Origin of the sequence: Bacillus sp. FF-1 (genome assembly GCF_028548245.1) — a bacterium.
GTDB classification, from domain to species: domain Bacteria; phylum Bacillota; class Bacilli; order Bacillales; family Bacillaceae_G; genus Bacillus_A; species Bacillus_A paranthracis.
Genome location: NZ_JAQQGG010000021.1, coordinates 1 through 8,824, shown reverse-complemented (window position 1 = coordinate 8,824; position 8,824 = coordinate 1). Strand labels below are relative to the sequence as shown.

Below are 8,824 nucleotides of genomic sequence, written 5' to 3'. Positions count from 1 at the left end.
AGATTTCCCATAGCGTAAGCTAGTAAGATCCCTGAAAGATGATCAGGTTGATAGGTTCGAGGTGGAAGCATGGTGACATGTGGAGCTGACGAATACTAATAGATCGAGGACTTAACCATATAATATGTAGCAAATGTTATCTAGTTTTGAAGGAATATGCCTTCATAGTTTGGTGATGATGGCAGAGAGGTCACACCCGTTCCCATACCGAACACGGAAGTTAAGCTCTCTAGCGCCGATGGTAGTTGGGACCTTGTCCCTGTGAGAGTAGGACGTCGCCAAGCAATCTTAAGACGAGTCAGAATGACTCGTCTTTTTTGTATGCTTTCATGCCTCTGTTAATTGCTTGTTTAACTCCTTCTAAATAGGCAAAGCCATGCCTTTTATCTGGTTCTAAGTAAGTACCTTCTGCCCATTCATTCCACGCATTAATAAATAAAAACTCGCTGTTGTAAACAGAATAGGTGCGCTGGATTTGCTTACTTAAATATATCGTGAACTTCTCAGGAGTAGAGCCTACGAAAATGCTGCTATTTAAATCTTTGCGGCGTGCTGTGTTGTCCCAGTCAACAAAGGCACCGGGAAATGTTTTTTTCTCTGGAGGAGACCGCTTTAGTATATACATCCAAACTTTATCATAATCCCAAGTGTTTATTTGTTTACCAGACTCATATATTGTTTTATTTATGTCTGAAGAGCTATCATGAGCAATTGTATAAAAAGGCTCGAATTGAATGCTAGCATCGAACCCATTTATATTAGGAAGTGGGAAGCTGTTTAATGTTTCTACAAAGTATATACCTGCCAAACCATTTTCTTGTGCGAGTGTATTCCAGTAGTTAAGCATTTGCTCACAATTAGGTATATGCCCAGGACGATAAATAATGAATAGTGGTTTATTATCTATACGGATATACCTCTCATCTTGGAAAGCTTGTAATAAATAATCAAAGTGTTCTTTCCAATCCGATAACCCTCCGTAATTTTGAGGCATTAATATGTGACTATCAAGACCATCCCAAGTTTTTGTCCATGGTTCATTTGCCCAAGATAGGCAAAATGGAAAATCTGGTTCGCCCATCTGAAGTACCTCATTAAATGGTCTCTCCAATAGCCTCTTCCCTTTAAACCAGTAATGGTAATAACAAAAACCATATATGCCGTGTGCTTTGGCAATTTCTGCTTGCCATTTTCTTACGGATGGGGTGGTTAAGTCGTAATAAAAATCTTGATAAGGTTCTCTAGGTTGATAATGTCCTGAAAATAAAGGTCGTGCACTTTTAGTATTTGTCCATTCAGTAAAACCTTTTCCCCACCATCGGTCATTTTCTTTTATTTGATGAAACTGTGGTAAGTAAAAAGCAATTATTTTCAAGATATATCCCCCTTATGTGCTTCGTAGTTCAGGTGGTGGGAAGTTTTTTTTGATTTTTCGAATCTAGTTAAAGCATGAGAACCGTTATTTACTTACTCTGTTTATGCCTCATAATGAATTTTTTTGTACAGTTTGCTTGATATGGAAATCTTTAATGATTTAATATATACGGCTGAAATATAAAATGATCTTCATTATACAATGAGCGAAAAGAGTTAATCTTTTTGGAGAACAAATAGGGCTTGGGGTAATCGGTTTGCATCATCGAAAAAGTCCCGCAGCTTTAAATACTTCTCATAGTGGTTTTTAATATAAGTTCTAGGTATAATGGTTTCCCCGTAGAAGCTACTATTTCTAACGTCTCCAGCTCCCGTAGGGCTGTGGACGAAATTGCCGCTTTCATAATCCGAGATGGCACGATTTATATCTGGAAAAGCTTGAGATAAAGTTTTATGCCATCCTGTCTGAATTAATTCAGGGTGTTCCTTAAATTGTTGACAGTAATCGAGAAAATAGCGCGCTTGTGTCGTGGCGATGAAGATTCCACCTGGACGAAGAATTCTTGAAAATTCCTTTATCCAATGTTCTGCAGTTTCTTCGGATAAATGTGAGAATACAGAATAAGCGAATATGATGTCCAATGAATTGTCACTAATAAATTCTACAGGAGGTTGTGGATTGGCGGTTTTATATATTCCTCTTCCTAACGTTTCATTGCAAATATTAATCATTGCTGGATCTACATCAATCCCAAGTAAATTTTCATCGCGAACATCTTTGAAAAAAAAGCGTATAATTCTTCCCCAGCCACAACCAAAGTCTAAAATTTTCCGTTCTTTATTCAAGGGAACGCTTAAATTATGGGCATATGTTTTTACAAGTCTATAAAACAAATATGCTTCATAAAGAGCATGTTCATAGGAAGCACCTACAAACTGTTGTTGAATTTCTTCAGGGGGGAACATAGGTACTGGGATACCATTTATCTTTGTTTGTGAGCAACTTTGTATAAATAGATGAAGAAGTTCAACATCAGAAAGCGGGCTAACAAGGTTATCAAAATCACTTCCTAACTTAAAGTTATCCATTTGTTAACCTCCAAATTATATGGTGCCTAAAAATCATTTTCTTGTTTTCTACTAATAAAAACATGTAAAAATTCAGCATCTAAGCCTAGTGATTTATCCTTTTGTAAATAAACTAGGGTATACATATTTGCATGTGTATAAATATATTCAATCATATCTTGGCCCCAATCAAATGTTACTAAAGACCCATTCTCATCAATAGGATTTCCGTGATAAATTGGCTCTTCAATATACTCAATTCCATCCTCATTGATTCTTGCCCTTTGCAAAGTTTTGGGAAGTGTGTGGTACCAAGGGACAGTAAACACATGAGCACCGCCAGGCTTTAATACACGCTCTATTTCTTTAAAGGCTTTGTTTGGTTCCATTACATGTTCAAAGACATCTTGAGTAATGAACAAATCAAAAGATTCATTTTGAAAAGTCATGTTTTCTAAGTTCTCGCATCTAATCCCTTGAAAGTATTGGCCGAGAGGATAGTTTTTAAAGTATTGAGAGTATGTATAGTTTTTGCAGTTTTTTATTAGTAGTTGAGTTGTAATCCCCCCAGGTGAGGATTCGTGAATATGATAGGAACCCCATTTCGGAAAAAATGTATTTAAAACATGAATTAAAGCTCGCTGCCTTGGTATAGAGTGGCATGTAGAACATAAGTAGTGATCTCTAAGCCAATCGTTATGCTCTATAAATGTAGTTTCCTTCTCACAAATAACACAATATCCGTTATTATGTTTCAAATTACCTTCCACATGACATCACTCCTGTGTAAAAAATGTATATGGCACATGCGTCAATAATTAGTGAATTCAAAGAGGGTAGGTGAAATTTAGGGAATCTATAACAGTAAAATTGGTAGAAGGGAATAATTAGCAGGGGAGAACCCCTCTCTAATTAAAGTTTCAATTTATGCTATGCGATACATTCGCTTTTATTCATTGAAGAGTGTATCAATTTAAAATATCCCTTTTGTGTACGGATACATTTCAAAGTCTTGTGCATATATTTCTGTAACTAATGCCATTGTTTCTTCATCATAAAAACTTTTATATGTCGGAAAGCGAGGGAAGGCGGCATCTGTAATGCTGAGCTCTGCATAGCTTCCTGTATACATCATTTTATGAGAGCGATGATGATCTGAATTTGTAAGTAGCGCTAAATTAGATTTAACTAAATCGTACGTATGTTCTATTTTGGTGATTTGTGTATTAAAATCTTCTAAAGGAATATAGTGTTGGATGAAATTTTCTTCACCCGGAACGTATTGCTGACTAAAATGTATGTCCATTGCTACGGAATTGGGACCTAATGCTCGAACGTAATATAAAAATTGTTTAAATGATATTCCTCGGTTACTATATTTGTCATTATATAAATACTGGCGGATACTTTCCCATTGAGGAATTGCATATGGATTGTCAGCAAGTAATAAAAATGAGCTGACGGCCCTTGTATAGGGATTTCGTACAAGTTTACAAACAGCTTTTTCTGCTGTTAGAAGCCCATTTTGTAACTCTGGTATGTAGTTGGTGTTGTTTTTATATACCCAGAATTCATAGTAATGAATAAAGTCATGGTATTTCTTTGCTTCATTAAACAATCCGATTTGAAAAAAGAACCAATTAGCTAAAGTAGTGCATCCGCTTCTATGGCTCCAGAATAGTATAAGGGGAAAGTCTTTATGGAAATGTGGGATTCGATCTTTATGTAGAATTACATGATTTAAAAGCTCTTGATTTACATTCTTCATACATGTAGTGCTCCTTTTTGAAAGTTTTATTTATGGAGAAGGAGAAAGCTTTTACTAATCCAATATATTCATAGGAATGAGTAAATATTATGAATGTTTTTTCGGACGGCTTAAATAAGGTAGTGATTCTAAAGGGAAAATATAAAATAAAGATAATGAAATTTTATAAGGGGCATACAATTATAAGAGACTCAATAATAGAATTGACTAAGTTTATTTATTTGTATTTCTAGGTGAGATAAGCAAAAATCTTATTACTAGAGAGGATATTATGCGGAAGAATAATTATTTAATAGTAGGTGGAAATAGTTTCATTGGTATTAACCTCGCATTAGGTTTATTGAAAAAAGGCCAAAATGTAAAAGTATTTTCCAGACATATAAATAATTTTCCTCAAAATATTATAAGTGAGGTTGAATTTATTAAAGGTGATTTAGCAAATGTTGAAGATATATATAAAGCCTTAGTGAATGTGGATATTATTATTTATTTAGCTGCAACGTCTAATGTAACAACTTCAATTGAAGATGTTTTCGGAGATATAAACAGTAGCCTTTTTTTTCTTAATTTCATGGAAAGTGCTAAAAATTTCCCCATTAAAAAAATCGTATTAGCATCTTCTGGAGGCACAGTTTATGGTGAACCGGAATATCTGCCTATTGATGAGGAACATCCATTAAAACCACTTTCTCCTTATGGAATAACAAAGGTGTCGCTTGAAAATTATTTGTACTTTTATAAGAAAAAATATGGAATGGACTATGTTGTATGTAGATATTCTAATCCGTATGGAAAATATCAAAACCCGTTAAAGAAAGTTGGAGCAATAAATTGTTTTTTGTATCAGCATCTCAGTAATGAAAAGATTAATATATATGGGAATCCACAAGAAATTATTCGAGATTATATTTATATCGATGATTTAGTGGAAGTTACTATACAACTATCGCAATTAAATCACTTGAAATTTTGTGTGTATAATATAGGCAGCGGAAAGGGTCTCTCTTTAAAACGAATTATAGTAGAATTGGAGAAATTAACGGAAAGAAAAGTGGACTTTATCTGCTATAAACAAAAGCAAGAAAACGTTCAAAAAATCATTTTAAATATAGATAGAGTAAGACGAGAATGTAATTGGGAACCGAAAGTGGATTTCAAAAGTGGAATTAGATTAAATAAGCTATGGATTGAAGAGTTCTTATATAGTAAAAAATAATAAGCCATGCCCTACTTCTGTATAAGTAGAGCGTGGTTTATTATTTTATTTCTTTTTTTATTACCCAAAGATCTTGATGTTCCCACCAAAAACCTTCAGTGTATTTTTTGATAATAGGATTATAAGGTAATAATTTAATTTTGTCACATACGTAAGAGGGGCTAACGATCGTTTGCCCATATTGATGAACATCTAAATCGAGTTGTTCGCTAGAGGGAAGAAACCAATAACCCCGTTCATTTAAAGCGGGAAAGCCGAAGTACTTTTTACTTTGATATCCATGAGTTGTGAAAATGAATAAGCCGCCAGGGGAAACAGCGTTATACAATGTCTGAAGCCAACGAAACCAAGTTGTATCAGGCATATGAGAAAAAAAGGATAGACAAAAAACGATATCATACGTAGACGAGTCTAATTTTACTTGTTCTGGTTCAGGGTGAGATAATAGAGATGAAGTATGTAATGTGTTTTCAATAAAAGTAATAGCCTCTTCGTGTATATCGCAAGTAGTTATACTTAAGTTCATTTGCTGATTTAATAAATGACGTGTTACGCAGCCATATCCGGATGCGAATTCTAATAATTGAATTGGAGTGTCTATAGGAGGATAAAAGGAAGTAATTAAATCTAAGAGTGTTTCTGCTGATTTTCTTCCATCTTTAAAATAATAATCTATTGCTTCTTTTTTAGATGGAAAGACTGGATTTGTGACAAGGAATTGAAAGATATGATCCTCTGGGTGGATATTTGCACTTACATTGTATTTTTGTGCAATTTGAGAAATCAAATGTTTATTTGCCTCTATAAATTCTTTCAAAGAGTAACACCCCTTAAATAATAGTAATGTCTTAAAAGAGCTACTGATGATAAAGAAAATATATAATTAAACCTTCAAATATGTTTCAAGGTACTTTCTATATGCATACATTTTCTTTTTTGAAATGTCGTCGATAGTAAAGGTGTCTTTAATGAAATTCTGCATTTGTACAACTTCACTGTAATGGGAATATGAATCTTCTGTTCTTGTTACGCTATTTGTATGTCGTCTATGATAGTTTAGAGGTTTTGGATTAAAATAAATGTTCCCCTCTTTAAGGAGAGAAACATAGAAAAACCAATCACCAGCTATTTTAAACTTTTGCAATTGTTTTGCTATTGTTTTTATATCTATGTTTTTAAAAACTACACTTGAGACATTAGGTATGGTGTTTTTGATAAATAACGTATCTTGTATTTCATCTATCCCTTTTCGGATATAAGAACTCTGCCATTTTTCCTTATCGATATCATTTGTGTAATTCAAATAATGATTGGCCAAGATATTTCCTTGTTCATCTATTTGTTTTGATTGTGTGTAGCTTAAGGCAACATCACTATCTATATGAAACCCTTGTATTACTTCTTCTAAAAATGTCTGATCACATAAGTCATCGGCCTCAGCAATCCAAATATAATCACCGGTTGCTGCAGAGACACCTTTTATCCATTGTTTAAATACAGAACCAGAATTTTTATCATTAATAATCTGCTGAACTTTCAGGTGGTGTTTATTTTCATTTGAGAGCAGCTTTTCAAATATAGATACGCTATTGTCAGTAGAGGCATCGTCTAGGAAAATTAGTTCGTAAAGGGGATAGGTTTGATTTAATATTGATTTAACTCGTTCCGGTAAGTATTTTTCGTAATTATAGTTCGGTACAATGACGCTTATTTTTTTATAATTATGCTCAAGCAAGTTTAATAATTGATAAACGTAATCAAGAAAGTTGAAATCTCTTTCAATAAGTTCTTGGCCAAAGGTCCCTTTTTGTAATCGTAAATCTTCATTCCCCATAAGTTCATATATTCTTTCCAGCATCATAGGTAAGTTTAAATAGTCTACTAATGCGCCGGTTTGTTCCGTAACAACATCTTCAAAACCTCCAGCGTTTTTGAACCCTATAACAGGGACTTTTGTATCTAATGCTTCTAAAACTACGTTTGGAAAAGGATCTTCTCTTGAAGTTAATAAATATAAATCAGCACCGGCGTTATATAAACCGATATCTGGAGTTGGATCCACTAATGTGAAATGTGCTGTATATCTTGGGGAGATTGTATTAAAAAAATGAACATCTGTTTTCCCAACCCAGATAAAATGAATATTCGTATGCATCTTTCTTACTGAGTAAGCAATAAGTGAGAATAAATCTATTCCTTTTCGATGATCAGCGAAACCTACCCCCAAGATGATTTTGCTATCGAGAGGCAGATTGTGCTTTTTTCGTAAATTGCTTCTCGCTTGTGCAATATTTTTCTTATAAGGATTATGGTTGAACAAGCCCTGAGGGAGAATGTGGCATTTTTGATGATCTAATTGGGTGATTGTACGGAATTTTTCATACACGTATTGTGAAGGGAAGACAATTTTGTGAGCAGATTGGGCAATGTTTCTTGCTTTTCCCTCAGCAGAGTACTGTTGTATTAAATGCGGCAATTCATGTATTAATGAAATAACTTTAATATTATGTTTAGCTAGTAATGCAACTATATCACCACTTATGACGGTACTACATATGGCGATGGTATAGTCTTTTAATAATAACTTCTTTATTAATAATTCGACTTTTTCTTCCGTTGGGTAGTCTTCCTCTAGGCAATAAACAGGACCATACTTTTGAAAATCGCGGATTAAAATACCGGTTCCAATAGAAATAATTGCGACGGAGTAATGAAAGTTTTCTTTAAGGGCTTTAATAGTATGTAAAGAAAGCAGCTGTGCTCCGTGGAAATGGGCATCATGGGATACATAAATGATTTTCTTATTAGCATGCATTTCATAACGCCTCCTAATGTAATTAGATTTTAGTAAATGTAGGATGTATTTATAATTCCTAGAGAGAAGTGGTAGGAGATAATTGTGAATGTAACCGAAATAAAAAAGCTACTTTTAATATATATTTGTGTGGCTTGATATTCATTCTTTATAAAGTAGAAACTGTCGATTATAAAAATGACTACACTAGTTTATTAATCTTTAGGGAAGGAGTATAAAAAACTTTATAATTTATAAAATAAAAAGGATAAAAAGTATTGACGATTAGAGTACAGAAGTGTAATATAGAACAAGTCGCCGATGAAAATAACGTCGAAAGCGACAAACGAAATAAAAAACTTAGTTGACATTAACTAACGAAGATGTTAACATAAGGAAGTCGCAAATGAGCGGCAGACAAGTTCTTTGAAAACTGAACGAAACAAACAACGTGAAACGTCAATTTTTATTTTATGATGCTAGACAAACTAACTTTATTGGAGAGTTTGATCCTGGCTCAGGATGAACGCTGGCGGCGTGCCTAATACATGCAAGTCGAGCGAATGGATTAAGAGCTTGCTCTTATGAAGTTAGCGGCGGACGG

7 protein-coding genes and 3 rRNA genes are annotated in these 8,824 nt (G+C 33.9%); 4 read left to right on the top strand and 6 right to left on the bottom strand.

Annotated features, from left to right (window positions below; genetic code table 11):
• Together PQF83_RS28240 and rrf are read left to right on the top strand one after the other, a co-directional pair.
• Window positions 1-119: ribosomal RNA gene (locus PQF83_RS28240) — 23S ribosomal RNA — on the top strand; the annotation flags it as partial.
• A gap of 49 nt (window positions 120-168) precedes the next feature.
• Window positions 169-284 (top strand): 5S ribosomal RNA (gene rrf / locus PQF83_RS28235).
• Between the two features lie 14 nt (window positions 285-298).
• Here the strand turns inward: rrf and PQF83_RS28230 are convergent.
• The 4 genes from PQF83_RS28230 to PQF83_RS28215 all read right to left on the bottom strand — a co-directional run bounded on the left by PQF83_RS28230 (window position 299) and on the right by PQF83_RS28215 (window position 4,210).
• Window positions 299-1,375, bottom strand: coding sequence for a glycosyltransferase WbsX family protein (locus PQF83_RS28230; protein ID WP_000690994.1), 1,077 nt, complete (start codon window positions 1,373-1,375; stop codon window positions 299-301).
• 215 nt (window positions 1,376-1,590) lie between these two features.
• Complete coding sequence (locus PQF83_RS28225; protein WP_000368429.1) at window positions 1,591-2,463, bottom strand: class I SAM-dependent methyltransferase; 873 nt, start codon at window positions 2,461-2,463, stop codon at window positions 1,591-1,593.
• Between the two features lie 26 nt (window positions 2,464-2,489).
• Window positions 2,490-3,212 (bottom strand): class I SAM-dependent methyltransferase, encoded by a 723-nt coding sequence (locus PQF83_RS28220; protein WP_000398928.1) that lies wholly within the window; start codon window positions 3,210-3,212, stop codon window positions 2,490-2,492.
• 203 nt (window positions 3,213-3,415) lie between these two features.
• Complete coding sequence (locus tag PQF83_RS28215; RefSeq protein ID WP_000800261.1) at window positions 3,416-4,210, bottom strand: sulfotransferase family 2 domain-containing protein; 795 nt, start codon at window positions 4,208-4,210, stop codon at window positions 3,416-3,418.
• 271 nt (window positions 4,211-4,481) lie between these two features.
• Here PQF83_RS28215 and PQF83_RS28210 point away from each other — a divergent pair, with 271 nt between their 5' ends.
• Window positions 4,482-5,426, top strand: coding sequence for an NAD-dependent epimerase/dehydratase family protein (locus PQF83_RS28210; RefSeq protein ID WP_001230823.1), 945 nt, complete (start codon window positions 4,482-4,484; stop codon window positions 5,424-5,426).
• 40 nt (window positions 5,427-5,466) lie between these two features.
• On the opposite strand, the gene PQF83_RS28205 is transcribed toward PQF83_RS28210, so the two are convergent.
• Both PQF83_RS28205 and PQF83_RS28200 read right to left on the bottom strand, forming a co-directional pair.
• On the bottom strand, window positions 5,467-6,243 hold the full coding sequence (locus PQF83_RS28205; RefSeq protein ID WP_000657504.1) for a class I SAM-dependent methyltransferase: 777 nt from the start codon (window positions 6,241-6,243) through the stop codon (window positions 5,467-5,469).
• A 66-nt stretch (window positions 6,244-6,309) separates the two neighbouring features.
• Complete coding sequence (locus PQF83_RS28200) at window positions 6,310-8,241, bottom strand: glycosyltransferase (protein ID WP_000543171.1); 1,932 nt, start codon at window positions 8,239-8,241, stop codon at window positions 6,310-6,312.
• A gap of 473 nt (window positions 8,242-8,714) precedes the next feature.
• Here PQF83_RS28200 and PQF83_RS28195 point away from each other — a divergent pair.
• Window positions 8,715-8,824, top strand: a 16S ribosomal RNA gene (locus tag PQF83_RS28195); the annotation flags it as partial.